At 71.6% G+C, this 26030-nt stretch carries 24 protein-coding genes, 1 pseudogene and 1 CRISPR repeat array; of the genes and pseudogenes, 8 read left to right on the top strand and 17 right to left on the bottom strand.

What is annotated here, in order from left to right:
• Window positions 1-102: 102 nt before the first annotated feature.
• The 14 genes from KBX21_RS08855 to KBX21_RS08790 form a co-directional block, all read right to left on the bottom strand.
• Entirely contained in the window at window positions 103-471 is a 369-nt protein-coding gene (locus KBX21_RS08855; RefSeq protein WP_049578587.1) for a VOC family protein, read from the bottom strand.
• A gap of 37 nt (window positions 472-508) precedes the next feature.
• A complete protein-coding gene (locus tag KBX21_RS08850) occupies window positions 509-1153 on the bottom strand; it encodes an RDD family protein (protein ID WP_049578585.1) in 645 nt (214 codons plus the stop codon).
• Window positions 1154-1313: 160 nt separating this feature from the next.
• A complete protein-coding gene (uvrA, locus tag KBX21_RS08845; RefSeq protein WP_210841609.1) occupies window positions 1314-4148 on the bottom strand; it encodes an excinuclease ABC subunit UvrA in 2835 nt (944 codons plus the stop codon).
• A gap of 347 nt (window positions 4149-4495) precedes the next feature.
• The gene (locus KBX21_RS08840; RefSeq protein ID WP_049578581.1) at window positions 4496-5515 is read right to left on the bottom strand and encodes a TerC family protein; all 1020 of its coding nucleotides are present in this window, start codon (window positions 5513-5515) and stop codon (window positions 4496-4498) included.
• A 396-nt stretch (window positions 5516-5911) separates the two neighbouring features.
• Window positions 5912-6994 (bottom strand): glycosyltransferase family 4 protein, encoded by a 1083-nt coding sequence (locus KBX21_RS08835; protein WP_049578579.1) that lies wholly within the window; start codon window positions 6992-6994, stop codon window positions 5912-5914.
• Window positions 6991-8601 (bottom strand): murein biosynthesis integral membrane protein MurJ, encoded by a 1611-nt coding sequence (gene murJ, locus KBX21_RS08830; protein WP_210841608.1) that lies wholly within the window; start codon window positions 8599-8601, stop codon window positions 6991-6993. The genes KBX21_RS08835 and murJ overlap by 4 nt, the downstream gene beginning before the upstream one ends.
• Window positions 8598-9608, bottom strand: coding sequence for a hypothetical protein (locus tag KBX21_RS08825; protein WP_210841607.1), 1011 nt, complete (start codon window positions 9606-9608; stop codon window positions 8598-8600). Before KBX21_RS08825 ends, murJ begins: the two co-directional genes overlap by 4 nt.
• Window positions 9605-10741 carry a copper transporter gene (locus KBX21_RS08820; protein WP_210841606.1) on the bottom strand — a complete coding sequence of 379 codons (1137 nt, stop codon included), beginning with the start codon at window positions 10739-10741 and terminating at the stop codon, window positions 9605-9607. The genes KBX21_RS08825 and KBX21_RS08820 overlap by 4 nt, the downstream gene beginning before the upstream one ends.
• Complete coding sequence (gene steA, locus KBX21_RS08815) at window positions 10738-11910, bottom strand: putative cytokinetic ring protein SteA (protein ID WP_049578571.1); 1173 nt, start codon at window positions 11908-11910, stop codon at window positions 10738-10740. Before steA ends, KBX21_RS08820 begins: the two co-directional genes overlap by 4 nt.
• 179 nt (window positions 11911-12089) lie before the next feature.
• Window positions 12090-13802, bottom strand: coding sequence for a DNA repair protein RecN (recN, locus tag KBX21_RS08810; protein WP_049578568.1), 1713 nt, complete (start codon window positions 13800-13802; stop codon window positions 12090-12092).
• Window positions 13803-13850: 48 nt separating this feature from the next.
• Window positions 13851-14777: an NAD kinase gene (locus KBX21_RS08805; protein WP_017546473.1), complete on the bottom strand. Its 927-nt coding sequence runs from the start codon at window positions 14775-14777 to the stop codon at window positions 13851-13853.
• 109 nt (window positions 14778-14886) lie between these two features.
• The gene (locus KBX21_RS08800; RefSeq protein ID WP_210841605.1) at window positions 14887-15687 is read right to left on the bottom strand and encodes a TlyA family RNA methyltransferase; all 801 of its coding nucleotides are present in this window, start codon (window positions 15685-15687) and stop codon (window positions 14887-14889) included.
• Window positions 15688-15717: 30 nt separating this feature from the next.
• Window positions 15718-15897 (bottom strand): hypothetical protein, encoded by a 180-nt coding sequence (locus tag KBX21_RS08795; protein ID WP_210841604.1) that lies wholly within the window; start codon window positions 15895-15897, stop codon window positions 15718-15720.
• Window positions 15898-15957: 60 nt separating this feature from the next.
• On the bottom strand, window positions 15958-16647 hold the full coding sequence (locus KBX21_RS08790; protein ID WP_049578562.1) for a membrane fusogenic activity family protein: 690 nt from the start codon (window positions 16645-16647) through the stop codon (window positions 15958-15960).
• Between the two features lie 185 nt (window positions 16648-16832).
• Between KBX21_RS08790 and KBX21_RS08785 the strand changes: the two genes are divergently transcribed.
• The 4 genes and pseudogenes from KBX21_RS08785 to KBX21_RS08770 all read left to right on the top strand — a co-directional run bounded on the left by KBX21_RS08785 (window position 16833) and on the right by KBX21_RS08770 (window position 20836).
• Window positions 16833-17183 (top strand): SCP2 sterol-binding domain-containing protein, encoded by a 351-nt coding sequence (locus KBX21_RS08785; RefSeq protein WP_049578559.1) that lies wholly within the window; start codon window positions 16833-16835, stop codon window positions 17181-17183.
• Window positions 17184-17212: 29 nt separating this feature from the next.
• Complete coding sequence (locus KBX21_RS08780; protein ID WP_210841603.1) at window positions 17213-18481, top strand: DUF1015 family protein; 1269 nt, start codon at window positions 17213-17215, stop codon at window positions 18479-18481.
• Window positions 18482-18543: 62 nt separating this feature from the next.
• Window positions 18544-18756: direct repeats of the CRISPR family, unit length 30 nt; unit sequence CGGTCCATCCCCGCGTGCGCGGGGCCTACA.
• A gap of 168 nt (window positions 18757-18924) precedes the next feature.
• Window positions 18925-19758, top strand: a pseudogene (locus KBX21_RS08775) (aminoglycoside N(3)-acetyltransferase).
• Window positions 19759-19816: 58 nt separating this feature from the next.
• On the top strand, window positions 19817-20836 hold the full coding sequence (locus KBX21_RS08770) for an HAD-IIA family hydrolase (protein WP_210841602.1): 1020 nt from the start codon (window positions 19817-19819) through the stop codon (window positions 20834-20836).
• 5 nt (window positions 20837-20841) lie between these two features.
• Here the strand turns inward: KBX21_RS08770 and KBX21_RS08765 are convergent, their stop codons facing one another.
• Entirely contained in the window at window positions 20842-21291 is a 450-nt protein-coding gene (locus tag KBX21_RS08765) for a single-stranded DNA-binding protein (RefSeq protein WP_210841601.1), read from the bottom strand.
• 286 nt (window positions 21292-21577) lie between these two features.
• On the opposite strand from KBX21_RS08765, the gene KBX21_RS08760 reads away from it, so the two are divergent.
• From KBX21_RS08760 to KBX21_RS08750, 3 genes are all read left to right on the top strand, one after another.
• The gene (locus KBX21_RS08760; protein WP_210841706.1) at window positions 21578-22582 is read left to right on the top strand and encodes an MBL fold metallo-hydrolase; all 1005 of its coding nucleotides are present in this window, start codon (window positions 21578-21580) and stop codon (window positions 22580-22582) included.
• 154 nt (window positions 22583-22736) lie between these two features.
• Window positions 22737-23318 carry a GNAT family N-acetyltransferase gene (locus tag KBX21_RS08755; RefSeq protein ID WP_049579807.1) on the top strand — a complete coding sequence of 194 codons (582 nt, stop codon included), beginning with the start codon at window positions 22737-22739 and terminating at the stop codon, window positions 23316-23318.
• A gap of 65 nt (window positions 23319-23383) precedes the next feature.
• Complete coding sequence (locus KBX21_RS08750) at window positions 23384-23521, top strand: hypothetical protein (protein WP_210841600.1); 138 nt, start codon at window positions 23384-23386, stop codon at window positions 23519-23521.
• Window positions 23522-23586: 65 nt separating this feature from the next.
• Here KBX21_RS08750 and KBX21_RS08745 read toward each other — a convergent pair whose 3' ends face one another.
• Both KBX21_RS08745 and KBX21_RS08740 read right to left on the bottom strand, forming a co-directional pair.
• On the bottom strand, window positions 23587-23988 hold the full coding sequence (locus KBX21_RS08745) for an NUDIX domain-containing protein (RefSeq protein WP_049579809.1): 402 nt from the start codon (window positions 23986-23988) through the stop codon (window positions 23587-23589).
• Window positions 23989-24050: 62 nt separating this feature from the next.
• Window positions 24051-24767, bottom strand: coding sequence for a hypothetical protein (locus KBX21_RS08740; protein ID WP_307869181.1), 717 nt, complete (start codon window positions 24765-24767; stop codon window positions 24051-24053).
• On the opposite strand from KBX21_RS08740, the gene KBX21_RS26580 reads away from it, so the two are divergent.
• Complete coding sequence (locus KBX21_RS26580; protein ID WP_247665521.1) at window positions 24735-25748, top strand: hypothetical protein; 1014 nt, start codon at window positions 24735-24737, stop codon at window positions 25746-25748. The genes KBX21_RS08740 and KBX21_RS26580 overlap by 33 nt on opposite strands.
• Window positions 25749-26030 lie beyond the last annotated feature (282 nt).

Genomic DNA, 26030 nt, shown 5'->3' with positions numbered 1-26030 from the left:
CCACACGCGGCTCGGGGGAAACCCCGCTCCGGGCGGGATGGACACATTGAACCGTCCGGACGCTCGCACCGGAAGGGCCACCCGCCCCCTGGCCAGCTGCGGTCAGGCCGTGAACTCCAGGCAGAACGGGTGACCGGCGGGGTCGGCGTAGACCCGGTACATGTTGTCGGGCCGCTCCTCGGAAACAGACAGCAGACGCGCGCCCAAGGTCAGGACCCGCTCGTGGGCGGCGTCGATGTCCCCGACCGCGATCTCGAAGTGCATCTGCTGGGGCCGCTCGGGGTCCGGCCAGGCAGGGGCCCGGTGGCCGTCCACCCGCTGGAAGTCGATCACGGGCCAGGTCCCGTCTCCGATCCCGGCCCAGTCGTGGTCACGCCTGGTGACGGGCAGCCCCAGGAGCTCCGAGTAGAAGTCGGCCAGCGCCCCGGGGTCGGGGCAGTCGATGGTCACCGCGCGCAGTCGTCCGAGCATGGGGAACAGCCTGCCAGACGAGCGGTGGGTCCGGGCCTCACCGCGACCGGACGTCGAGGACCACGGTTCCCGCGATCCTGTCGTGCAGACCCTGCCGGTTCGGCCGGTTCCAGGCGGCCATCCCGCCGATCAGCAGCGCCATCACGGCGATGAACACGAACCAGAGCCCGCGTGTGAAGAACAGCAGGATCGGGAAGCCGTACAGGGCCGCGCGGACCGTGACGGCGGAGAGGCGGATCGGACCGAGCCCTCCCTGGGCGGACAGCGGGGCCACCTTCAGCCCCATCCTCCGCTTGCCGTAGGTCTGCTGCCAGCGGGAGACGGCGTAGGTCTCGTAGGCGGTGTGGAGGACGAACATGACCGGCCAGAGGATGAACCAGAAGCGTTGGTCCAGGTCCTGGGTGGATCCGCCCAGGACCACCTGAGCACCGGCCCAGGTGAGCGCGAGGACCAGGCTGATCAGAAGCGCCGGCAGCGCGATCACGACCGCGTCGATGCAGCGGGCGGCCGCCCGCGCCCACCAGGACGCCAGCGGGTAGCCGGCCCCGACCACCGGTGGCACGGTCCCCGCCGCCGAACCGCCCTCGGGCGCGGGTGCCCCGACCGGTCCCGGTGCGGGCGGGCCGTCCTGCGGCGGTCGCGTCCCCCACTGGTGTCCGTTCGGGTGCGGTGAGGCGTTCATGGGAGAGGTCGACCTCCGGGGGTGACGGGGGATGCGGGCGCCTGGCACCCACGACTGTACCGACCGCCGCGCGCGCCCGCCCGGCGCTGCGGTGCCTCGCACGACGCGGCGCCCGCACGGTGGCCGTGCGGGCGCCGGAGGTGGATCCTCGCGGGTCCGGTCAGAGCATCTTGGCGAGGAACCGTCCGGTGTAGGACTCCGCGACCGCGGCGACCTCCTCGGGGGTGCCCTCGGCCACGACCGTGCCACCACCGGAACCGCCCTCGGGGCCCATGTCGATGACGTGGTCGGCCGTCTTGATGACGTCGAGGTTGTGCTCGATGACGATCACCGAGTTCCCCGTGTCGGCCAGCCGGTTGAGGACTCCCAGCAGCTTGCGGATGTCCTCGAAGTGCAGGCCGGTGGTGGGCTCGTCGAGCACGTACACAGTCCGCCCGGTGGAGCGGCGCTGGAGCTCGGCGGCGAGCTTGACACGCTGGGCCTCACCTCCGGAGAGCGTGGTGGCGGGCTGGCCCAGCCGCACGTAGCCCAGACCGACGTCGGCCAGCGTCTGAAGGTGGCGGCGGATCGCGTTCACCGGCTCGAAGAACTCCAGGGCCTCCGAGATCGGCATGTCCAGAACCTCGGCGATGTTCTTGCCCTTGTACTTCACCTGAAGGGTCTCGCGGTTGTACCGGGCACCGTGGCAGACCTCGCAGGGCACGTACACGTCCGGCAGGAACTGCATCTCGATCCTGAGCGTGCCGTCACCCGAGCAGGCCTCGCAGCGGCCGCCCTTGACGTTGAACGAGAACCGGCCGGGCTGGTACCCGCGCGTCTTGGCGTCGGTGGTCTGCGCGAACAGCTTGCGCACGTGGTCGAAGACCCCGGAGTAGGTGGCCGGGTTGGAACGCGGTGTGCGGCCGATCGGACTCTGGTCGACGTGCACCACCTTGTCGACCTTGTTCATCCCGTTGACCCGAAGGTGGCGGCCGGGCACGTCGCGCGCCCCGTTGAGCTCCTTGGCCAGGGCCTTGTACAGGATCTCGTTGACCAGTGTGGACTTGCCCGAACCGGACACGCCGGTGATGGCGGTGAACACGCCCAGCGGGAAGGACACGTCGATGCCGTGCAGGTTGTTCTCGCGGGCGCCCCGCACCACCAGTTCGTGCCCCTTGGTCAGCGGGCGCCGCGTGGCGGGCAGCTCGATGGCGCGTCGCCCGGCCAGGTAGTCGCCGGTGAGCGAGTCGGCGGAGGTGAGCAGTTCGTCCACGATGCCCGAGACCACGACGTGCCCGCCGTGCTCGCCGGCGCCGGGACCGATGTCCACGACCCAGTCGGCCGCGCGGATGGTGTCCTCGTCGTGCTCGACCACGATGAGCATGTTGCCGATGTCGCGCAGGCGCTGGAGGGTCTCCAGCAACCGGGCGTTGTCACGCTGGTGCAGGCCGATGGAGGGCTCGTCCAGGACGTACAGCACGCCCACCAGGCCGGAGCCGATCTGGGTGGCCAGACGGATGCGCTGGGCCTCACCGCCGGAGAGCGAACCGGAGGAGCGGGCCAGGCTCAGGTAGTCCAGGCCCACGTCCAGCAGGAATCCGAGCCGAGCGTTGATCTCCTTGAGCACCTGGGCGGCGATGACCATGTCGCGGTCGGAGAGCCGGAGCCCGGCCAGGAAGGCGGCGCTGTCGCCCAGCGCCATGGAGGCCACCTCGGCGATGGACTTGCCGCCCACCGTCACCGCGAGGACGACCGGCTTGAGCCGGGTGCCGTCACAGGTGGGGCAGGGCACCGAGCGCATGTAGCCCTCGAGGCGCTCACGGGTGTGGTCGCTCTCCACCTCGGAGTGGCGGCGCTTCACCCAGGGGATCACGCCCTCGAACTCGGTGTAGTAGGAGCGGCTGCGCCCGTACCGGTTGCGGTAGCTGACGTGCACCTGGGTGTCGTGCCCCTCCAGGATCGCCTTGCGCGCGCGGCGCGGCAGCCGCTCCCAGGAAGTGTCGGTGTCGAACCCCACGGCCTCGCCGAGCGCCTTGAGGATCCGCTCCCAGTAACCGCCGTTGGGGCCGCCCGACCAGGGGGCGATGGCGCCCTCGGCCAGGGTCCGCTCGGGGTCGGGGACCAGCAGGTCCGCGTCGACCTCCATGCGGGTGCCCAGACCGGAGCAGTCGGGGCAGGCGCCGTAGGGCGCGTTGAAGGAGAAGGAGCGCGGTTCGAGCTGCTCGAAGGAGAGGTCGTCGTAGGGGCAGTAGAGGTGTTCGGAGAAGACCTTCTCCCGCTCGGGGTCGTCGGCCTCCAGGTCCACGAAGTCCAGGACGATGGTGCCGCCGGCCAGCTTGAGCGCGGTCTCCACCGAGTCGGTGAGCCGCCCGTTGGCGCCGGGCTTGACGCTGAGCCGGTCCACGACCACGGCGATGTCGTGCTTGTCGTAGCGGCCGAGCTTGGGCGCCTCGTCCAGTCGGACCGACTGGCCGTCGACGACGGCGCGCGTGTAGCCCTTGGACTGGAGGTCCTTGAAGAGCTCGACGTACTCGCCCTTGCGTCCGCGCACGACCGGTGCGAGCACCTGGAAACGGGTGCTCTCGGTCATCTCCATGACCCGGTCGACGATCTGCTGCGGCGTCTGCCGGGCGATCTCTCGGTGGCACTCCGGACAGTGCGGAACGCCCACGCGGGCCCAGAGCAGGCGCAGGTAGTCGTAGACCTCGGTGATGGTGCCCACCGTGGACCGCGGGTTGCGGCTGGTCGACTTCTGGTCGATGGAGACCGCCGGGGACAGGCCCTCGATGAAGTCCACGTCGGGCTTGTCCATCTGGCCCAGGAACTGGCGGGCGTACGCCGAGAGGGACTCGACGTAGCGGCGCTGGCCCTCGGCGAAGATGGTGTCGAAGGCGAGCGAGGACTTGCCCGAACCTGACAGGCCGGTGAACACGATCATGGAGTCGCGGGGCAGGTCCAGCGACACGTCCTTGAGGTTGTGCTCCCGTGCTCCACGGACCACGAGTTGTTCGACCATCGAGTGAGACATCCTTCGGCTCTGACGCACAGGACGCGGACCACGTCTCAGTGACGTCGGTGGACCCGTGTATGGCTTCGCGTTGAGGCGGTCGCGGACCCCTCGGGGCCGCCGCGGCTCCGGAATCGGGCCGCTCAGGAGATGTCGGGGAGTGGTGAGACGACTCCCCGTTCGACAAGACTAACGATCACCCGGGGCCGTTTCTTCCGCCGCGCGAAAATGGTGGCACCCCGACGCGTGAGCGCCGGGACACCACCACTATAAACGAACAACCGTTCGAACGATGCTGGTTTCCACAGTTCCCGGGACCGGGCCCCGGGGTCGTCCGCGGACGGGGTGGTCCGGGGTCAGGAGCGGTCGGCCCTGTCCCGGTCCTGCCCCTCGAGCTCGGCCTGACGGCGCTGGTCGATGCCGGACTTGACCAGGCTGCCGACGATGGTGACGGTCATGATGCCCAGGATGACGGTGAGCGAGGTGCCGATGCCGATGTCGACGACGTGCACGCCGTTCTCGTGCAGGGCGTGCAGGATCATCTTCACGCCGATGAACACCATGATCGCGGACAGGCCCCAGCTGATGTAGGCCAGGCGGTCCATCAGTCCGGCCAGCAGGAAGTACAGCTGGCGCAGACCCATCAGGGCGAAGGCGTTGGCGGTGAAGACGATGTAGGCGTCCTGCGTGAGGCCGAAGATGGCCGGGATGGAGTCGACGGCGAAGACGAGGTCGATGACACCGATCGCGACGATCACCAGCAGCATCGGGGTCACGTGGCGGCGGCCGTCGAGCTTCACGGTGAGCTTGGCGCCGTGGTAGTCCTTCGTCACGGGCCAGAAGCGCTTCACCAGGCGCACGACCGGCGTCTGCGTGAAGTCCTTCTCCTCGTCGTCGCCCTTGACGTGGTCGCGGACGATCTTGTAGCCGGTGTAGATGAGGAAGACGCCGAAGAGGTAGAAGACCTCACTCCAGGCGTTGATGACCTGCGCGCCCAGCACGATGAAGAAGCCGCGCATGATGATCGCGATGACGATGCCGACGAGCAGGACCTCGTGCTGGTACTTCTTCGGGACCGCGAACGCGGTCATCAGAAGGTAGAACACGAAGAGGTTGTCGATGCTCAGGCTCTTCTCGGTGACGAACCCGGCGAAGTACTCGGCGCCCGCCGTCGGGTTGCCGAAGTACATGACCCCGAACCCGAACACGATGGCGATACCGATGTAGAAGACGGCCCACCAGGAGGCCTGCTTGATCCCGAACTCCTTGGGACCCTTGGTCTTGCTCCACGGGTGGTCGACGATCACGAGATCCAGGGCGAGGATCAGCACCATGGCCGCGATGGTGGCGGCCCACACCCACAAGGGAACGTTCACGGACGGATTCTCCTCCGGTTGGTGCGCGCGAGCGTTTTGCACGCACGGCGAATAACCGGAGGTCTCTCCCGCTCACGTCCGAAGAACGTGAACCGACGGAACCGGGAGAACGTCGTTGTACTCCGTGATGACGGCACCGCCGCGACAGGGATACTCCCCTCACGTGGTGAAGCAGGCGCGTAGAGCGCACCAGAACAGGTTACGCCATCCGAGCCAGTACTCAGCATGACATCAGAATCCTCTCTGAGGAAGTCACCCGCGCGGCGGTACCCACCACTCCCCGGAGACACATCATCCGCACCCGCCGGACATCCCGTTCCACGTGTGACCGCACGGTCCCGCGGGCACCGTCCACGGGGCGCCCCTGCCGCGTCCGGGGACCCGGAACCGGGACGGTCACCAGGGCGCCACCGACTTGTACACCGCGCACGCCGCCTCCACCGCGTCCTCCTCCGAGGGCAGCCTCAGCGCCGCCTCCCGGGAGCGGGCACGCAGATCGGCCGCGAGGTCAGGGTCGTCCAGCACCCGGCCGACCGCCGCCGCGAAGGCCGCGGGATCGCCGGGCGGCACCATCAGCACCGTCCCCGCGTAGAGGTCGGGGATGCCGCCCACCCTGGTGGAGACCACCGGCAGCCCGGCCCGTAGGGCCTCCATGATGACCAGCGACGGCCCCTCCCAGTGGCTCGTCAGGCAGAAGACGTCCGCCGCCGCCAGCAGGTCCGCCACGTCGCCCCGGTGCCCGAGCATGCGCACGTCCACCCGCATCTCCGCGGCGGAGTCGTGCAGTTCCCCCCACAGCGGCCCGTCCCCCGCGATGGCCACCACGGGTTCGGGGACCCGGTTCGAGATCGCCGGGGTCGCCGCCAACAGGGTGTCCAGCCCCTTCTGCTCAGCGAGCCTGGCCACCGTCATCAGCAGCGGACGGCCGGGCTCCACAGCCAGGTCCGCCCGGGTCTCCTCCCGTCCCTTCAACGGCGTGCCCGTCTCCGGGGCCGCCACCACGGCCATCCGGGCGTCCTTCGCCCCGGCAGCCGAGAGCCTGCGCACGAGGTCCCCGGAGACCCCCAGGACCACCTCGGCGCGGTGGGCCACGATCCGCTCGAGCACGGGGTAGACCGCGCCGAGGACTCCCCCGACCACGGGCGGCGCGTTGTGCGCGGTGACCACCAACGGCCGCGCCCCCGCCAGCGCGCACAGGGCCCCGGCCCGCAGTCCGTGAGCGTGCACCACGTCCGCCCCGCGCAGCAACGAGTGCAGGCGCAGCACCACCCCGGGATCGCTCGGGGACGGCGAGGGCCCGATCGGCACCGGGGAGAAGCGCATGCCCAGCGACGAGAACCCGAACTCCCGATCGGCCGAGGGCGGTCCGACCACCGCCACACGGAACCCCCGGTTCACCAGCCCCTCACCCAGCGAGCGCACGTGGCGGCCCACCCCGCCGCTGACCGTCCCCACGACCAACGCGATCCTGCCGTTCACCGTGTTCCCCTCCCTCGTTCGCGAATGTTCCGAGCACGGTCCGCCACCGTGCGCAGCGCGGAGCGGTCCACCAGGACCGCCACCGCCCCGAAGACCGCCATCGCCGCGGACCCCGCGGCGACGGCCACGAGCGCCGTCCACCAGATTCCGTCCCCCGGGGGCCCCTCCAGCGCCGTGGCGACCCACCGCCCGGCCAGCCATCCCGCCGCGCCCGCGACCAGCGCCGCACACAGCGACCGGACCAGGCCGGACAGGGACGCGGCGCCGTGGACCCGCGCCACCCCCGCACACAGCAGGGCGGCGGCCAGGCTGAGCCCCGCGGTGCTCGCCGCGCCCAGCCCCGCGATGGACCACCCCGGGGGCAGCGCCCACACCAGCCCCACGGCGCACGCCATCACCACGAGCCAGCCCACGACCTGCGCGGTGGCGGCGGAGCGGCCGTGGTGGGAGGCGTACAGCGCCCGGCTGAGCAGCGCCACCAGGCCGAACCCCACCACCCCCGGGGCGTAGGTCGACAGCGCGCGTTCCAACGGTGCCGGCTCCACCTGGGCGAAGACCGCCGCGAGCGGTGCGGCCGCCGCCGCCAGGGCCGTGCCCACCCCCGCGGTGATCACCACGCAGGCCCGCGCGCTGCCCGAGAGCAGCCGGGCGAAGCCGTCCCGGTCCTCCTCCGCGTGGGCCACCGCCAGCGCGGTGAACGCGCTGGTCGCGATGGGAACGGCGATCACCCCGTAGGGCAGGGTGAACAGCGCCCACGCGTAGCTGTACAGCACGGAGGCGCCCGCTCCCCCGCCCCAGTTGGCCAGAGCGACCGAGAGCAGCAGGCTCACCTGCATGGCCACCAGGGGCAGCAGCGAGGCCATGGCCAGGGAACGCACGCGGGCGCCCACACCCGGGGGGAAGGTCAGGCGGGGGCGCAACCGCAGCCGCAGCCCCCCGGCCGGGCCCAGCACCGTGAGGAAGAGCGCCACCACCCCGGCGGTCGTGCCCAGGGAGAGCACGAGTTCGGCGGGGATCGGCAGGGTGTCAAGGTCCTGCCGGTGGTCCGCGCCCAGGGGCACGAACACCAGGTAGGCGGCGATGACCACCAGGCTGGACACCAGGGGCGCCAGGGCCGGAGCCAGGAACCGGCGGTGTGACTGGAGCACGCCGTAGAGGACCGCCGCGAGCCCGTAGAAGACGATCTGCGGCGCGAACACCACCAGCATGCGGGCGGCCAGGCCGACCAGAGCGGCGCGGTCGCAGCCGGCCCCCGTGCCCAGCAGCAGGGTCATCGCCGGGACCGAGGCCAGCGCCAGCAGCGCGGCCAACGGCAGGGACAGCAGCAGCACCCAGGTGACCAGCGCGGAGGCGGTGTGCCGGACCTGGTCGTCGTCGCCGCGTTTGACCGCGGCTGCCAGGACGGGGACGACCATGGCGGTCAGGGCTCCGCCGATGACGATCTCGAACAGCACCGCCGGAAGCTGGTTCGCGGTGACGTAGGCGGTGCCCAGGCAGGTGTCGCCGACGGTCTGTGAGAAGACGACGGTGCGGCCGAACCCGGCCAGGCGGGCGCCCACGGTGACCACCGCGATGAGCGCCGCCGCCGTGGCGACCCCGCGCGTCACCCCGGGGCCGGTGAGGCGGCGGAGCGCCGTGCGCGTGGCACTCGCTCCGGCCCGTCCTGGGCCGTCCCCCGCAGTCGTCCCGTTCCGCCCGGCGACTGCGCCCCGGGCGGGTTGTGGTCGGCGGTTCGCCGATCCGGCCCGGCCTCAGCGGCGTCGGCGCGCCCCCAGCGGTCCAGCCTGTTCAACAGCGGCACGCGCTCGATCACCTGGGAGAAGCTGACGCGCTCGCTGGCCAGGGTCAGACCGACCACCCCACCGAGCAGGGCCAGGCGGACCGGTCGGGGCGCGCGGGCGGCGGCGGCCGCGCCCAGGGCGGCACCGAGCGCGTTGGCCCCGGCGTCACCGAGCATCGAGCGTTCGGCCAGGTCGTCGGGGAGCAGGGCGGCCGAGGCGCCCAGCACCGGACCCACCAGCGGCGCGGCCGGTGAGGCGAGCGCGGGGGCCGAGGCCAGCAGCGCGAACTTCACGGCCCGGCCGGGCCGCAGATCAAGGAGGTTGACGAGGTTGGCGCTGGCCGCGATCAGGGCGCCGTCCACCAGGGTGTCCAGCGGCCCCCGGCGCAGCAGGTAGGCGGCGGCCAGCCCCGTGGCGCCGATCCCCGCCATCTTGACCGTCCCGGTGGTGACCTCCCCGTGGGCGAGCGCGCCCAGGTGTCCGCGCAACCCCTTGGCCCGGGCGTTCCCGGCCAGGTCGTCGTAGGCGCCGAAGGCCGCCGAGGCCGCTGCGGCAAGGGAGGTGGCCGCGCGCACGCGCGGGGTGAGTCCGGGGACGAGCACACAGGCGGCGCAGACCCCCGAGGCGAGGGCCGGGCCCTCCTGGAGGGTGACGGTGCGGCCCCGGAAGTTGACGCGCCGCCATCTCGGGGAGCGGTCACCCTCACGGTCGAGCAGCCGGTAGGCGGAGCGGGCGGCGAGGGCTCCGAGCACGGCACCGGTCAGCCCTCGGGTCGCCTGTGACATCACGGAGGTGCGCGGCGCGGTCACCGGGGCGGTGCGCGCGGGCCTCATTCTCCGCTCCGCGGCGCCCGGCGGCGGGCCTCGTCCTCGTTGCCGGACTCGGCCACCGCCTCGGCGTCGGCTTCGGTCTCGGCCGACTCGACCGGCCCGGGCAGCGGGTCGGGCAGGAAGCCGACCACACCCTCACCGATGCCGTAGGCGGATCCGGAGCCGTCGAGGGAGTCGGCCAGGGCGAGGACGGCGACCACGTCGCCGGTGGAACGCCCGACCACGTCCACGGTGGCGTGGGACGGTTCCTGGTCGCGCGCCAGGGCCACCACGCCGCCGGGGCGGCCCGAGTCGGCTCCCCCGGCAAGGACCGTGGGTCCGACCTGCCGGTGCAGCGCCGCGGTGAGGCTGGTCAGCGCGGTGTTGACGCGTTCGGCGTCCTCTTCGGGGGCGTTGCTGGCGGGGGCCACCACGATCAGGGTGTCGGCCGACGCGGCAGGGGAACCCTCGACCGTGAGCAGGCCGCCCTCGGAGAAGGCCGACAGCACGGCACTGGCGTCGTGGCCCGTCTCCGGGTCCTCCGTGGCCGCACCCTCGGCTTCGGCGTCGTCGTTGTCCCTGCCACGGCCCTCGGTCGCCTCGGCGTCCTCAACCGCTTCGGATTCCTCGGTCGTTTCGGACTCCTCGGCGTCCGCCTCGTCCGGGGCCGCCAGCGCGTGCCCGAGCGCAGTTCCGGCCTTGTCGTAGGGGTTGCCCGAGAGGTCACCCGGATCGACGGCGACCTGGAGCGCGAGTTCGTCGACGAAGGTGGCGCTGCCGCTGTCCAGGAACGCCTCCTCGAACACCACTCGGCCCGCGACGGAGGCGCCGGCCTCCTCCACGCGACCGCCCAGGGCCTGTACGACCTCCTCGTCCGCGCCGGGCGCCGCGACCAGGACCACCTCGCGGTCGAGCAGGCGGTCCTCCAGAACGTCGGCCGCGACGGCGTCGGTGAACTGGTCCGCCCCGGTGTTGAGCAGTTCGGAGTCATCGCGCTCGGCGCGCAGCTCCTCGCTCTGCCCACGCAGGTCGGCCGTCTCGGACTGGAGGGTGTTGAGCAGCGGGTCCTGGAGCATCGTGGTGCCCAGGACCAGACCGACGGTGAGCGCGAGGAACACCGCGATGATGGACACGAGGTGATAGCGGAAGTCGATCACGTGAACAGCCCCGTCATCCAGTAGACGAACGCGTCCCAGCGCGCCGCGAGAAAGGTGAGATAGACCTGCCCGGCCGGTGAGCTGTAGGCGGCGACCAGGATGGTGAGCAGGCACGCGGCCACCAGGCCGAGCAGTGCCCACGGTGAGATGCGGGATCGGTAGAGGCGGCTCACGCCCTTGGCGTCAACCAGCTTCCCGCCGACCCGGAGCCGGGTGAGGAAGGTACTGGCCATGCCCGACCGGCCCTTGTCGAGGAACTCCTCCAGGGTGGCGTGGGTGCCCACCGCGACGATGAGGCTGGCGCCCGAGCCGTCGGCGAGCATCATCGCCACGTCCTCGCTGGTGCCGGTCGCGGGGAAGACCACCGCCTCGTGGCCCAGGTCGGTGAGCCGCTGGAGGCCGGGGGCGCGGCCGTCGCGGTAGGCGTGCACCACGAGTTCGGCGCCGCTGGTCAGCGCCTGGTCGGAGACGGAGTCGAAGTCCCCGACGATGATGTCCGGCCGGTATCCGGCCTCCATCACGGCGTCGGCTCCGCCGTCCACCGCGATGATCACCGGCCGGAACTCGCGGATGTAGGGCCGCAGGGCGACGATGTCCTCGCGGTAGTGGTAACCCCGCACGACGATCAGGACGTGGCGCCCCTCCATGGAGGTGCCGATCGCGGGGATACCGATGCCGTCCAGCAGGAGGTCGCGTTCGCGTTGGAGGTAGGCCATGGTGTTGGCCGCGAAGGCCTCCAGTTGGGTGGCCAGCCCGGCGCGGGCCCCGGCCATGGCGGCCGCCACGCTCTCCTTGTCCTGACGGACACCCCGGGCGACGACCTCGTCGTCCCGGTAGAGGGTGGCGCCCTCCAACCGCAACCGTTCCCCGTCGCGGACTCGGGTCAGGACCTCGGGGTCGACGTCGTCCACCAGGGGGATTCCCGCGGCCACGATCATCTCGGGCCCCTGGTTGGGATAGCGCCCGCTGATGCTGCGGGCGACGTTGAGCACCGCCGAGACCCCGCAACCCACCAGGGCCTCGGCGCTGACCCGGTCCAGGTCGACGTGGTCGATCACGGCGATGTCGCCGGGTCGCAGCCGCTTGGTCAGGTTCTTGGTGCGGCGGTCCGAACGGACGGGCGCGACCAGCCCGAAGGGGGCTTCCGCTCGCGAACGGCGGAATCGCATTGTGGCTCTGAGCGCATCCGATACCTTCATCGGTGGCATACTGTCAGAAGTCGATCACGGTAAGTTACTACAGTTGACTGGTCGGCGTTTTCTGGGCAAACCACCCCAGGCCGTGACGTCGGCGGTGCCCGCGCCCAGGGGGCACGGACACCGCTGCGAACCAGTCCTCGAAACCGGGGTCAGCCAGCCGGGTGGGCGCGCTCCGGATCGGCGTTGTTCATCAGCTCTTCGGCATGGGCCCGACCCAACTCGGAGTCCTCCAACCCGGCGAGCATCCGCGAGAGCTCACGCACCCGCCCGTCCCGGTCCAGCCGGACCACGCCGCTCTCCGTCACCAGACCCTCAGTGGACTTCTCCACCACCAGGTGGGCGTCGGCGAAGGCCGCCACCTGCGGCAGGTGAGTGACCACGATCACCTGCGCCAACCGGGCCAGACGGGCCAGACGTCGGCCGATCTCCACCGCGGCCTTGCCGCCGACACCGGCGTCCACCTCGTCGAACACGAAGGTGGGGACCGGGTCCGCTCCGGCGAAGACCACCTCGATCGCCAGCATCACCCGCGACAGTTCACCGCCCGAGGCGCCCTTGTGCAGGGCCAGCGGCGGCGAACTCGGGTGCGGGGCCAGCAGGAGCTCGACCTCGTCGCGCCCGTGCTGCCCGAACTCCTCACCCGTGGTGATGCGCACGCTCACCCGCGCGTGCGGCATGGCCAGCGCGGTCAGCTCCTCGGTGACCGCCGCGCCGAACCGCTCGGCGGCCCCGGAGCGGATCTCGGTGAGCTCGGTGGCGGCCTCGTCCAGCCGCGCGTACAGCTCCTCGGCCTCCGCGCGCAGCCCGTCGATCCGCTCGTCGTCGCCGTCCAGCTCCCCGAGGCGCTTGGCTGCGGTCTCCGCCCAGGCCAGCACCTGGTCCGTGGTCTCGCCGTACTTGCGTGAGAGCTGCGTCAGCAGGGACCGGCGCTCCTGGATCACGGCCAGCCTGGCCGGGTCCGCGTCCACCGACTCGGCGTAGGAGGCCAGCTCGGTGGCGGCGTCGGTGAGGATGTACGAGGCCTCGTCCAGGCGGTCGCCGATGGCGGCCAGTTCCGCGTCGTGGTCGCGCACGGCGCCGACAGCCTGACGCGCGGCCGACAGCAGTCCCGCCACATCGGCCTGGACCTCGGCCGCGGCCGGGTCACCGGTGAGCGCCTCGTGCGCGGTGGTCGAGGCCACCCGCAGTCCGTCGGCGTGCGCCAGCCGGGTCTCCTCCGCGAGCAGCTCGGCGTCCTCACCGGGCTGGGGCTCGGCGGCGGCGATCTCCTCCACACCGAAGCGGAGGAGGTCGGCCTCCTGTGCGCGCTCACGGGCGCGCTCGACCAGCTCGTCCAGCTCGGCGGAGACCTCGCGGTGGCGCCGGTAGGCGGCGGTGTAACGCTTCATCGCCCTGGCCAGGTCATCCCCGGCGAACCGGTCCAGTGACGAGCGCTGACGGTCCGAGCGCAGCAGGCGCTGCTGGTCGGACTGCCCGTGCACGGCGACCAGGTCGTCGGCCAGGTAGGCGAGCAGGCTGACCGGGGCCGAACGGCCCCCCATGGTGGCCCGCGACCGTCCCTCGGCCGACACCGCACGGGTGAGGATCAGGACGTCGTCGTCGATGTCGCCCCCGGCCTCCAGCACGCGGTCGGCCACCCGGCCGCCCCGGGGAACGGTCAACCGTCCCTCGACCACGGCGCGGTCGGCCCCCGGACGTACCCGCTGGGGGTCGGCGCGTCCACCGAAGAGCAGTCCCAGCCCGGTCACGACCATGGTCTTGCCCGCGCCGGTCTCACCGGTGACGACGGTCAGACCCGGTGACAGTTCCAACACGGCGTCGTCGATGACACCGAGGCCTTGGATTCGGACTTCTTCGAGCACCGATCCCTCTCCTGATAGTTGACGCCCTTTGCTTGCGACGGCGCTGGATCAGCGTCCGTGTGCGGCCCGTCCCCGCCATCCCGAGACCGGGAGGCCGAACTTGGCCACCAACCGGTCGGTGAACGGCGCGCGGTGCAGCCGGGCCAACCGGACCGGCGTATCGGCACGGGTGATCTCGATTCGTGCTCCCACGGGCAATTCGACCATACGCCGTCCGTCGCACCAGAGCACGCCCGGTGTGGTCTCCGGCAGCACCTCCAGCGCCACCGTCGCCTCGGGCCCGACCACCAGGGGCCGGGCGAACAGGGCGTGCGCGCTGATCGGCACGACCAGCAGCGCCTCCACGTCCGGCCACACGACCGGGCCTCCGGCGGAGAAGGCGTGGGCGGTGGAACCGGTGGGGGTCGCGCACACCACACCGTCGCAGCCCCAGCTGGACAGGGGGCGCCCGTCCACCTCCAGGACCATCTCCAGCATGCGGCGCGAGTCGGCCTTCTCCAGGGTCGCCTCGTTGAGCGCCCAGGAACGCACGGGCGGAGCGCCGTCGCCCCGGCCACCGTTGAAGACGGCCACGTCGAGGGTCATGCGTTCCTCGACCACGTAGTCGTGGTTGACGACGCTGTTCACCGTGGCGCCCAGGTCCTCGCGTTCGGCCTCGGCCAGGAAGCCGACGTGCCCGAGGTTGACCCCCAGCAGCGGCGCACCCGCCGGTCGGGCGAGCTCGGCGGCCCGCAACAGGGTTCCGTCCCCGCCGAGCACCATGACCAGTTCGACGCCCTCGGCGGCACCCGCCGCCTCGACCGGTTCGACCGGGGACAGGACGCAGCCGGAGGCCGCCAGTTCCTCGACCTCGCTCTTGAGCATGCGGACGGTCAGACCCTCCGCGCTCAGACGCGCGTGGACCAACTGGGCACTGCGTACGGCCGCGGGCCGGCCGGTGTGGGCCAGCAGGAGAACGCTGCGTCCGCTGGTCATCGCCGTCCCCTTACGTTCGCTCCCCAGTGGGAAGTCTGGTGCTGACCGGGTGCTCGACCGCACCCGGCCGGGTCACGTTACCGGACTCCTGTGACAGGAGGCCACGCCCTCAGGACGGTCCCTCCTGGATCGCGCGCTCCAACGCGGCCGGGTCCAGAGGGGGCTCACCAGCGCGCATCCACAGGAAGTACTCGACGTTGCCCGAGGGGCCCGGCAGGGGGCTGGCTGTCACGTCGACCACTCCCAGACCCAGCGTGAGGGCGTGCGCGGCCACGTCGGACACGGCCTCGGCGCGCAGCTCGGGCTCGCGGACCACACCGCCCGCGCCCACGCGCTCCCTGCCCACCTCGAACTGGGGCTTGACCATCATCGAGAAGTCGGCGTCGGGCGCCACGGAATCACGCAGGGCGCCCAGGACCAGCTTGAGGGAGATGAACGACAGGTCGCCGACCACCAGGTCGGGACGGGGTTCGCCGACCATCTCGGGGGTGAGTTCACGGACGTTGACCCGCTCCATGACCCGCACCCGCTCGTCACTGCGCAACGACCAGGCCAGCTGTCCGTAGCCGACGTCGACGGCCGTGACGTGCGCCACGCCGCGCCGCAGCATGACGTCGGTGAATCCACCGGTGGAGGCCCCGGCGTCCAGGGCCCGCCGCCCCTTCACGTCCAGCCCGAAGGCGTCCAGCGCCCCGATGAGCTTGTGCGCGCCACGGGAGACGTAGGCCGGCTCCTCGGAGGGTGTGCGCACCACAACGGGCTGGTCGGTGCCGATCTGGGTCGCGGCCTTGGACGCCACCATGCCGGAGACCAGGACAAATCCGTCCTCGATCAACTCGGCCGCGTGTCCCCGTGAGCGTGCGTGGCCTCGGCGGACCAGTTCCGCGTCGAGCCGACTACGTTTTGCCATGGTCACCTAGGGTACCGGCCGTTCCGGACACTATCGGGGACCCCGGGCGTTCTGTCCCAGCGCGCCCAGTACGCCCGACAGCTCCTGCTGGAGCGTGTCGAAGACCGCCACGTGCTCGTGGGTGGGCAGCGTGTCCAGCGCGGCCAACCGCTCCCTGGTCGCACCGAGTGTCCGCTCCGCCAACGCTTCGGCCTGCTCGCTCGAGTCCATCTCTCCCCGTCCCTTCGACCACCCACGCGGGCGCCGGTGCTCCGGCGCCCGGAACGGACTCTACTTCTTGGCGCCCTTGCCCTTGGTGGTGCGCTTGGGGGTCGAACGCGGCCGGGTCGTTTTGGGCTTGCTCCGGGGCTGGTTCGCGGCGGCACCGTCCTGGGCCGTGTCGCCCTCCTTCGAGCCGTCGCCGTCCTCCACGGCCGCGGTCTCCGGAGCCTCGGCCCCGCTCGTCGCGGGCGCGTCGTCCTTACCGGCCGCAGGCTCCTCGCCCTTCGCCTGAGCCTCGTGGGGCTCCTCGATCGCGACGGGCTCCGACTTCTCCTGGACGGGTTCGGGCGCGCCCTCCCCAGGCGCGGGGAGCTCCGAGGACGCACCGCCCCGGGGTTCCAGCACCCGTTCCACCGCGTGGCGGGCCGCCATCCGGCGCTCCAGCTCGGCCACCCGGCGGACCATCCGCTCGTACTCCCCGCGCGGCACCATGTCCATCTGCTCCAGCGCGCTGCGGACCTCGGACCGCACCAGGTCGGCGACGGCCGCCCGGTTGGCCTGGCTGGTCTCGATCAGCTCGCCCGCCAGGGTCTGGATGCTCTGCCCCACCCTGGGCGGGGCCTCGCCGTCCGGTACCGCGACGGGGGTCGACCCGTTGGCGCGCAGCAGTGTCTTGGCGGCGGCCACGGCCTGCTTGCGTGAGAGTTCGGTGAGGCCATTGGCGGCGTCCAGATAGGTGCGTACCGCGTCGACGACCATGATGACTTGCTCCTTGAAGGGACCGCAGGAGGAAAGGGAAGGAGGGCGCGGGAGGGAGGGGCCTCGTGCTCCGGGGGGTTCGACGCCAACGCTACCGGGACCCGGACGCGTGTGACACGCAAACGAGCGAGCTTCCCAGGGTGGGACCACCCGAAGGTCTCGCGCCGGTAGGGCATCATGACCCCATGAGCAGCATCGACGCGTGCCTCGAAGGCATCGCCCGGGCGAACGAGCGCATCCTCGCCAAGCCCCTGGACCGCCGCCGCGCACACATCCGCGAACGCACGGTGCGCGTGGTCGTCCCCGACCTCGGGACGGCCTTCGACATGCGGCTGACCACGAACGGGCTCACCGACGTCACCCCGCGCCCCCTGGACGATCCCGCGGGCACTCCCCAGGTACGGGTGACCGTGTCCAGCGACGACCTCGTGGCCCTCGCCGAGGACCGCCTGGACCCGGCGACGGCCCTGTTCACCCGGCGCCTCAAGGTGGACGCCAGCCTCAGCGACATGCTCCGCCTGCGACGCGTGCTCTGAAGCGGGCCGTCGACGGGTACCTTGCTGGGATGCCTCGCCAACCACTCGTCCTGGCCCCCTTCCGCGGTCTGCGCTACGCGGCCCCCGACGTCGAACGCTTCATCGACGGTGTCTTCGACATCGCCCGGCTGCTGGCCCCGCCCTACGACATCCCCGACGCGGACGAGGCACGCGAGCTCCAACGATCCGACCCCCACAACGCGGCGAGGGTCACACTGCCCTTCGAACTCTCCCGGCACTCACCCGACGCGTCCGCGCGCTACCAGGTGGCCGCCGACCTCCTGCGCAGCTGGATCGCCGAGGGAGTCCTGGCCCAGGACGGGGAACCGGCGCTCTACGTCTACGAGCAGGTCACCGCCGACGGCCAGACCCAGAGGGGGCTGGTGGGGGCCCTGGGGCTGCCGGACGAGGGTTTCGACCCCGCCGTGCGGCCGCACGAGGACGTGGCCGATCCCCCGGTGCGCGACCGCTTCCGCCTGATGGAGGTGGCCCGCGCCAACCTCGAACCCATCTTCCTGATGTACCGGGGCGCCAACGGTGCGGCCTCAGCGGTCACGGAGAACACCGGAGACCGACAGCGTCCCCTGGTGTCCACGCGAACCCGCGACGGTTCCGAGCACCGACTGTGGGCCGTCACCGACCCGCGGATCCAGCAGGAGATCGCGGACGACCTGGCCGGACGCTCCGCGCTGATCGCCGACGGGCACCACCGCTACGCTGCCTACCGCCAACTGCGCGAGGAGAACGCCGACCCGGGCTGGAACCACGGCCTGGCCCTGCTCGTGGACAGCGACACCCACCCGCCCCGGCTCGGCGCCATCCACCGTGTGCTGCCCGGCATGGACACCGCCGAGGCTCTGGCCGCCGCCGGAACCGTGGCCCGGGTGGAGCCGGTCACCGAAGCAGACCCCGCGCTCCTGGAGGACGCGCAGGCCCCGGCCCTGCTCCTGGTGTCAGCTGAGGGCGACGCCCACCTGGTGAGCGGATTCGACGAGGCCGTGCTCCAACGCGCCATGCCCGACCGCTCCCCCGACTGGCGCCACCTGGCCACAGCCGCCCTGCACGAGGTGCTCCTGCCCCTGTGGCACTTCCCCGAGGAACACGTGCGAATGGTCCATGACGACCCGGCCGAGGCCGAGGCCGCCGCCCGCGACGAGAAGGGCACGGCGGTGATCGTGCCCCCGCTGCACGTGGAGCAGGTCTACGCCGTCGCCGACCGGGGCGAACTCACTCCCCGCAAGTCCACGTCCTTCGGCCCCAAGCCCCGCACCGGCCTGGTCATGCGAGTCCTGGACTAGCCAGGTTCCGCCAGCTCCCGCGTACGGGGTTCGTCGAGGCGGATGGGGGCAAAGCCCCTTGCCCCGGCCCGCCCGCGTGCGCGGGGCCTACACGAGGGTAATGCGCGGTGCATGCACAGCACACGGTCCATCCCCGCGTGCGCGGGGCCTACATCCTCGGGGGTGCGGCGGGGGAACGGAATCCCGGTCCATCCCCGCGTGCGCGGGGCCTACTTGCGGTTGCTGCCGTTCGGGATCTCCGGGTACGGTCCATCCCCGCGTGCGCGGGGCCTACACTTCGCGACCTGCGGGAACGCGAGCCGTTATCTCCGCTTGATAATCGCGTCGGCAGGCGTTCCGGGAGTCGCATCATGGCAGAGAGGGCCCGAGAGCGAAACTGAATGGCCTCGCGGACCTTCGCCCTGGGAAAGTGACCCGAAGCGTCCACCAGCACCGGAGCGCCCGTGTTCACTCCCCCTTACCTCTCGGGCGGGCCGCGTACGGCGGCCTCACTCACCCTGCACCTGGCGCGCCTGGGAGTGCGCCCTGGTAACACACTCCTGGTCCACACCTCACTGCGCTCCCTCGGGTGGGCGTGCGGGGCAGACCAGGCCGTGGTCCAGGCGCTGCTGGACGCGCTGGGCCCGCGGGGAACCTCGTGGTTCCCACCCAGACCATGGGCAACACCGACCCCTCTGGTTGGGTGAACCCGCCCGTGCCACGGCCGTGGTGGGAGACGATCCGCGCCGAAGCACCGACCCCGCGATCACCCCCAGCACCTGTGTGGGGCGCGTTCCCGAACGGGTCCGCACGTGGCCGGGCGCGGTACGCAGCCCTCACCCGCAGACCTCCTTCGCCGCCTTGGGTCCGCGAGCGGCGCACCTCATGCACCCCCACCCCCTCGAATCGGCCCTCGGTGAGGAGTCACCCCTGGCGGTCAGATGGAGCGGGTCGGGGCGCGAGTCCTGTTGTTGGGCACCGGCTACGACTCCTGCACGGCTTTCCACCTGGCGGAGTACCGGGTGGCCGATCCGCCCACCGAATCCTCCTCGTGTGCCATCCGTGACGACGAGGACCAACGGAAGTGGGTCACCTACACCGGTGTGGTCCTAGACGAGGGCGACTTCCCCGAACTCGGCGCCGAGTTCGAGGCCACCGGCGCGGTGACGGTCGCACGTGTGGGTTCGGCGACCGCCCGGCTGTTCTCGCTGGGGGACGCGGTCACCTTCACCACCGGCTGGCTCACCGAGCACCGACCGGCTGCGACGGAACGCACATCTGAGGGCTGGCGGCCGTGAGCCCACAGCGGCCTAGCCTGGGGGTGACCTCTCCCGCCACACGGAATCGGACCACACCATGTCCTTGCAGGCCGCTGACCGCCCGCTCAACGAGCTCCACGACGCGATGCTCCTCGACCTGGACGGTGTGGTCTACATCGGTCCCGAAGCCGTGCCCGCGGCGCCCGAGGCCGTGGGCAAGGCCCGAGCCGCGGGGGCCCGGGTCGCCTTCGTGACCAACAACGCCGGACGCACCCCCGCTCGTATCGCGGAGCACCTGACCCAGCTGGGCGTGCCCGCCGCCCCCGAGGACGTGGTGACCTCCGCGGAGGCGGCGGCGCGCCTGATCGCCGCCCGGTACCCGGAGGGATCGGAGGTACTGGTGGTCGGGGACACCGGGCTGCGCCAGGCCGTCCGCAGGATGGGGCTGCGGCCCGTCACGGTCTCTTCGGACTCGGTGGTGGCCGTGGTCCAGGGTTACTCACGGACGATGGCTCGCGACCTCCTCGACCAGGGCACGCTCGCTGTCTCACGCGGCGCCTTCTACGTGGCCAGCAACTCCGACGCCACCGCTCCCACGGAGTGGGGCGTCACCCCCGCGAACGGTTCCTTCGTCCGGGTGATCGCGCACGCCACCGGGGTGGAGCCGGTGATCGCCGGCAAGCCGATGCGCCCCCTGCACGAGGAGGGCATGATGCGCACCGGCGCGAGCAACCCCCTAATCGTGGGAGACCGGCTGGACACCGACATCGAGGGAGCCACCGTGCACGGCGCCGCCGGGCTCCTGGTCCTGTCCGGGGTGGCCACCCCGCGGGACGTGCTGGCCGCCCCCGCCCACCAGCGCCCCCGTTACCTGTCGTGGGACGTGTCCGGGATGAACGAGCCCCACCCGGGCCCGGTGCGCCGTGTCGAAGGGGACACCGCGCGCACCGAGTGCGGGGGCTGGACCGTCACCACGGTCGCGGGATCGGTTCGTCTGTCAGGGGAGGGTGACCGTCTGGACGGCCTCCGCGCACTGTGCACGGCCGTCTGGGCCGACGAGACGGTCGACCCCTCGGGGTCTTCGGCCGCCGAGGCCCTGGCCGTCCTGGGCTGGTGACCGGATCACCGAACCGCCTCGCTCACACGCGAGGCGGTGTCCGCCTCCACCTCCAGCATGCTGTGGATCCCGTTCCAACCTCGCCAGGTCCGGCGGCGCAGCTCACCGGTCACCCGGACCACGTCGCCGACCCGCCAGCCCTCCACCCTCGCGCACAGGTGCGGATCGAAGGAGACGAGGGTCATCGAGTCGGCCCGAGCCCGCTTTCGTCCGGGCACTTCGGGGCGTGCCACGCAGATCCGCCAGGTGACCAGGCGGTCCCCGCTGGGCAGTTCGCGTTCGGAGGGGGCGGCGGTGACCCGGCCGACCACGAGGACCTCGTTGCGGTGTCCTTCGGCCCGGTCCGGACGTTCCGGGGCGGTGACGTCGGAGACGGCCAGGCCTGGGGACAGGGGCGGGGGTTCGGTTCCGTTCGGGCTCCCCGAAGCGGAGGTCGTTCCCGACGGCTCGGGCATGACCGGCCCGGGAGCAGTCCTCGTGGAATGGCCGGGTGGCGTGGGGGCGTGGATGGGCTTCGACGACACGGGTGCGGGGGTGGATTCGAGCACGAGGGCCTTTCTTGGAGTGTCCTGGTGCGCGCGCTGGTTCCAGGATCACCCGGGTGGGTGGTGGAGGGAAAGGCCCTTGCGGAAGCTGTGGACAACGGTGCGACCCCGCCGTCAGCTGCCATGACATCCTTGTCCTAGAGTCGGGTTCGGTCCGCGGCGGACCGAAGGACGCTGAGGAAGAGGGGTGCCCGCCGTGCACGACGACGTGGACGTCAGCGGTCTGCCCGAGGGGATCACTCCGCTCGGTGACGAGATCTACGCGATCGACACGATGCTCGCGGGTTATCCCGGGGTCGTGTCCGCCTACCTCATCCGCACCGAGCGGCCCTGCATCATCGAGGTCGGCACCGCCGGTTCGGCCCCGGTCCTGCGCGACGCCGTCATCCGGCTCGGGCTGGCCCCGGAGGACCTCGCCACCATCGTGGTCACCCACATCCACCTGGACCACGCGGGCGGCACCGGGGACATGGCGGCCCTGTTCCCCAACGCGGAGATCGTCGTGCACGAGCGCGGCGCCCGCCACCTGGCAGACCCCGGCCGCTTGATGGCCAGCGCCAAGATGGTGTGGGGCGACCGGTTGGAGTCCCTGTTCGGGCACATGCGTCCCACCGAGGCCGCCCGCATCCGGTCCGTGGCCCAGACCGGAGAGGTCGACCTGGGCGCGGGCCGCAGGCTCGTGTCGCACTACGCCCCCGGCCACGCCAAGCACCACATGGGGCTGGTCGACACCGGGACCGGCGACCTGTACGTGGGCGACGCCCTCGGTGTGTACAACCCCCTCACCGGGGATCTGCGCCCGGCCACCCCGCCGCCGGACTTCGACATGGAGGCCTGCCTGCGCACCCTGCGCCTGTTCGGTGACATCGGTGCGCAGCGGCTCATGTTCTCCCACTTCGGCGCACACGACGCCGTCAACGAGACCATCGACCGCGCCGAGAGCGAACTGCGTCTGTGGGTGGAGACCGTGCGGGACTCCCGGGACACCGGCGGGGACCTCGACCACGCCATCGCGATGGTGCGCGACAAGGTCATCAGTCGGTACAAGCCGCTTCCTCCGGAGGCCTCGAGCGGGACCAAGGCCGTCCTGGACACGCTCAGCGGCCCGGAGGCCAATGTGAGCGGGATCGTGCACTGGTTGGACCGACTCGCCCAGGAGCAGGCCGAGGCGAAGCGCAAGTCCGCTGAGGAGGGGGCCTGAGGCCCTCCCCGTCTGGTCGGGGTGGCATGCGGTTCCATCCGCCATGCGCAACGCGGCCCGGATCTGATCGCTCGGCGGCGGATGAGCAACCCCAGGGGAGGGTGGCGTCCACGCGGGTCCGCGCTATCCTCCCGCCCTGTGTCATCCTGGCGCCATGACCATCGATGTCCGCCCGGCCACGGTCTTCGACGACGTCCGAACCCTGGTCGGCCCCAAGTCGCCCCAGGCCAACGTGTGCTGGTGCCTGAGCTATCGAATCCCGTCCAGGCTCAACAAGGAGCTCCGCGGTCCCGCCCGCGGCGAGTACGTGACGGAACTGTGTCGCGCGGAACCCCCGCCCGGGGTACTCGCCTACGACGGCGGTGAACCGGTCGGTTGGGCCGCCGTGGCACCGCGCTCGGCGACCTCCTTCGCCCGGAACCGAAAGATCCCGCACATCGACGACCTGCCGGTCTGGTCCCTGTGGTGCATCCGGGTGCGCCCCGGCCACCGCAAACAGGGAATCTCGCGAAGCCTGATCAGCGGGGCCGTCGAGTTCGCCCGCTCCCACGGCGCACCTGTGGTCGAGTCCTACCCCTTGGACAACGGCGACGCCAGAGTGGATCAGACGATGGCCTATCCCGGTCTCAGGAAGAACTTCGAGCGCGCAGGGTTCGTCCACGCCGCTGACACGGCCTCGGTCCTGTCCGGTCACCCCCGTGTGCTGATGCGGCGGGATCTGCGGTCGGACCCCTGAGCCGGAGAGTCGGCCTCGGGCAGGGCCGGGGGCTGGCCGGACACACCAAGGCCTGCGCCCTGCGCATGGCCAGGGAGAAGGGGCTCAGGCACGCTTACACGGAGAACCACGTCAGCAACCAGCCGATGCTCGCCATCAACGAACGGCTCGAGTACGAGCCCGTCGGTGTCGAGAGCATCCACGTCAGGCGCCCTGGTTCCTGAGGACGGCCCCAAACGTACCGAGGCAGCCGTCGGCGGCCGTGAAGGCGCGCTGCGCCAGGGCGGCTCTAGCGAGCGCCGGGCAGCGCGAGGACCCGCAGGAGGTGCGCGTACAGGCCGTCCGCCCAGGACAGTTCACGCTCCGGGGGAAGCTGATCGAAGGCGCGCACCTCGACGGTCTCGAACTCGCCGCTCAGTGGTTCCAGGGCGCTCACCCGGGCGTGCGTGACCACTGTCGTGTGCCCGCCGGACAACACGTAGTACCCGAGGGGGCGGACGTCCGCGAGGGTCGCCCCAGCTTCCTCGGACGCCTCCCGCCGGGCGGTGGCGTAGAGGTCCTCGCCGCTCTCGTGGTGGCCTCCGGGAAACTCCCAGGCCCGCCGTCTGTGGCGGACCATGAGGAGGCGCTCCCCCAGGTAGGTCAGGCACACCACCGAGTCGTAGCGCCGGGGAACCGCCCCCAGGTACACGACGGCGCCGCCGAGTGGCTCCTGGCCACTCGACGGCGCTCCGTCAGGGAGTTCCGAGGGGGTCAGCCCCGGTCCTCGCGGCCGCCTCGGCGGTCGTCGCGGCGGTCGTCGCGGCGGTGGTCCCGGCCCTTGTCGTCACGACGCTCCCGGGAAGCGGTGGCCTCGGCCTCGGCCGCCGCCTCGTCCGCCTCCTCCTCGACGTCGGTCCAGACGACCCCGTCCTCGACGTCGCTGTCGACCAGCTCGACGCCCTCGATCGCGGCCAGGCGCTCGTCGGCGTCCGTGACACCCTCGCGGTCCACGGAGGAGGCACGCGCGAAGTACTCGCGGGCGTCCTCCTTGCGGCCCAGCTCCTCCAGGACGTCGGCGTACGCGTAGAACAAACGGGCCACGTACGGACGGGCCCGGCGCTCCTTCAGCTCAGGAACCTGGAGCTCGGCGAGGGCCGCCTTCACGTCACCCATGTCGCGGCGGGCACCGGCGGCGACGATCCGCAGCTCGATGCGCTCGTCGGCGTCCAGGTCCTTGGCGGCCGGGTCGTTGGTGATCTCCAGGGCCCGCTCGGGACGGCCGAGGCCGCGCTCGCAGTCGGCCATGATCGCGAGGAAGGTGTCCCGACCACTCATGCGGCGAGCCGCGCGCAGGTCGGAGAGGGCCTCCTGCCACTTGCCCACCGTGTAGGCCGCGATACCGGACGCCTCACGGACCGTGGCCAGGCGGGAGGCCTTGCGGCGAGCGTAGGCAGCGTGCTTGTAGGCGCGCTCGGGGTCCTCGTCCACCAGGATGCCGGCCGCGACGATGTGCTTGCCGATCAGCTCGGCCAGGGACTTGGGCAGCGAGTGCAGGTCGCGCTTGGTGTCCTTGTCCAGCTGGTCGTAGGTGGCCTCGTCGGGCAGCGGCGGAGCGATGTCTGCCGGGTCACGGTCGTCACGGCGATCGTCACGACGGTCATCGCGACGGTCATCGCGACGGTTGTCCCGCTGCGGTCGACGGTCGTCACGCTGGAAGTCGCGGCCCCGGTCGTTCCGGTTCCCGCCACGGTCGTCCCGGCCGCCGTCGCGGCCACGGAAGTCGCGCCCACCACTCTGACGGTCGTCCCGGCCCCGATACCCGCCCCGGTCGTCACGACGGTCGTCGCGCCCACCACCCTGACGGTCGTCCCGGCCACGGTAGCCGCCGCGGCCGTCACGCCGACCGTCCTGGCGGTCGCGGTCCCCGCGGTAGCCGCCGCGCTGGCTGTCGCCACCCCGGTTGCCACCACGGTCGTCACGGCGTTCGCCGCCCGGACCACCCCGGTAACCGCCGCGGCGGTCGTCCCCGCCACGGAAGTCACGGCCGCCGCCACGGCGGTCATCGTCGCGCCTGCCGCCACGGTCGTTCCCGCGGTCGTCGCGGCCCCGATACCCGCCCCGGTCGTCACGACGCTCGCCGCCAGCAGCGCCTCGGTCGCCTCCGCGATCGTCGCGACGGTCGCCGCCTCGGTCGTCGCGGCGGAACCCACCGCGGCGGTCATCGCCACCCCGGAAGTTGCGGCGGTCGCCACCGCCACCGGAGTCGCCTCTGTCGTCCCGGGAGCCCCTGTAGCCAGACCGGGAACGGGAGTCGTCACCGCGCCCGCGACCGCCAGGCTCACCGGAGCGGTTACCGCTGTGGTCGTTTGCTCCGGAGTCCTCGCGGTCTCCCGATCGGCTGTCCTCAGTCATCCAACCCGTCCGTCAACACTCAAAAGCGCTGCCACTTTGAGCAGTAGCAGCGCGTAGTAGTACTCGTATCCTCCAGCCTACGACATGGCGTACGCGTACATCACCAAAGCCGCAGCACAGGACGGTGGGCTTGTCCACAGCCTCACACCTCCCGCAGTCAACCCCGGCCCCACACCCGAAAAACACAAACACGATTCACAAACGCACAAACAACCCCAACAAAAAAGAAGGGAAAGAACCCGCCCCAAAGGACAAGCCCTTCCCCTCCCCTATCAAGAAAAACCGTGGCAGCGACCTACTCTCCCACCCCACAACAGGGCAGTACCATCAGCGCAAGGA

The sequence above is a fragment of the Nocardiopsis sp. B62 genome, from assembly GCF_018070675.1.
GTDB lineage: Bacteria > Actinomycetota > Actinomycetes > Streptosporangiales > Streptosporangiaceae > Nocardiopsis > Nocardiopsis prasina.
The sequence above is the reverse complement of the archived record's forward strand: the minus strand, read 5'-3'. Positions and strand labels throughout refer to the sequence as shown.